Source organism: Streptomyces niphimycinicus, from assembly GCF_018883605.1.
Lineage (GTDB): Bacteria > Actinomycetota > Actinomycetes > Streptomycetales > Streptomycetaceae > Streptomyces > Streptomyces niphimycinicus.
Window position 1 is genome coordinate 1 of sequence record NZ_JAHLEM010001220.1, and the last position, 1681, is coordinate 1681.

A 1681-nucleotide genomic window follows, 5' to 3' on the forward strand; every position below is an offset into this window, starting at 1 on the left:
CGCCGCCGGTACGGGTGCCGGGCTGTCCGCACTGGTCTGCGGGCTGACCGTGGCGGCCGCGGCGTGGGTGGGGGTGCCGGCCGTGGCGGACGGCCGGATCCACGGGGTGTGGCTGGCGGTCGTGGTGCTGACCCCGCTCGCCGCCTTCGAGGCCGTCGCGGGGCTGCCGCTCGCGGTGCAGCACCGGCAGCGGGTGCGGCGGGCCGCGGAGCGGGTGTACGAGGTGCTGGACGAGCCGCTTCCGGTGCGCGAGCCCGAGGAAGCGCGGCGCGGGGAGGTGCGGCGTGAGGAGGCGCGACGCGGGGAGGCTCAGCGTGAGGAGCCGCCCGGTGCGCCGTATCCGCTGGTGCTGCGCGGGATCACCGCACGCCACCCCGGGCAGCGTGCCCCCGCGCTGGACGGGTTCGGCCTGGAGCTGCGGCCGGGCCACCGGGTGGCGGTCGTCGGCCCGTCGGGGGCGGGCAAGAGCACGCTCGCCCAGGTGCTGCTCCGCTTCCTGGACACCGAGGGCGGCACGTACACCCTGGCGGGCCGGAACGCCGCCGCCCTGGACGGGGACGCGGTGCGGCGGCTCGTCGGTCTCTGCGCCCAGGACGCCCATGTCTTCGACAGCTCGCTGCGCGAGAACCTGCGGCTGGCCCGCCCCGGCGCGAGCGATGACGAGCTACGCGCGGCCCTGGCCGCGGCCCGGCTGCGGGACTGGGTGGACGGGCTGCCGGACGGCCTGGACACGCTCGTCGGCGAGCAGGGCGCACGGCTCTCCGGAGGTCAGCGGCAGCGGCTCGCACTGGCCCGCGCGCTGCTGGCGGACTTCCCGGTGCTGGTGCTGGACGAGCCCGCCGAACATCTGGACCTGCCCACGGCCGACGCGCTGACGGCCGACCTGCTGTCGGCGACCCAGGGCCGCACCACCGTCCTGATCACGCACCGGCTGGCAGGTCTGGACGCGGTGGACGAGGTGATCGTGCTCGACGGCGGCCGGGCCGTCCAGCGTGGGACGTACGGGGAACTGGCCGTGGCCGACGGGCCGTTCCGCCGAATGCTGGAACGCGAGGCCGCGGAGGCCGGAGTCCTGGTGGGCGCCGCGCACATGGGCGCCGGCTAGGCGGCTCTGCCCGGCGGATTTCGGACCGTCGCCGGGCCCGCGACGCCTGGCCCGGCGAACCCCGGCCACGGCCGGGCGCCGCCTCAGGCAACACCGCCGGGAGCCGCCCTCCGGCGCCGCCGGGAGGCTGCCCCGGCGGCAGACGACGCGGGCTATGGCATGAGCTGTCCCGGGCTACGGCAACAGACGGGCGCGGGGCCGGGCATCAGACGGCGCGTCGCGGCAAGTGCCGCAGCGGGCCACGCAAGACCCGCTGTCGCGGGCCTTGTCGCGAGCTGCCATGGGCTACGGCACCCGACGGGCGGGGCGTGGAACCAGACGGCGCGGGCCCGGCCGGGCTGGGGCGCCAGCCCGTCCAGGAGGTTGGGGGGAGGCCGCAGCGGGCCTCGGCGCCAGATGCCGTGCGTTACGGCGCTGGCTGTCGCGGGGCCCGGCACCAGCCGGGCGCGGGGTGCGGCGATGGCCGGGGCGGGTCCCGGCAGGAGCTGTCGTGGGGTGCGGCGCGAGCCGTCGCGGGGGTGCGGCTTCAGACGGGCGCGGGGTGCGGCGATGGCTGCGGCGGGTCCCGGCAGGAGC

At 78.0% G+C, this 1681-nt stretch carries 1 protein-coding gene; it reads left to right on the top strand.

The genetic code is table 11. From position 1 onward, the window contains the following. On the top strand, positions 1 to 1105 hold a 1105-nt coding region (gene cydC, locus KN815_RS48965), incomplete at its 5' end, for a thiol reductant ABC exporter subunit CydC (RefSeq protein WP_216348183.1). Positions 1106 to 1681: the final 576 nt, after the last annotated feature.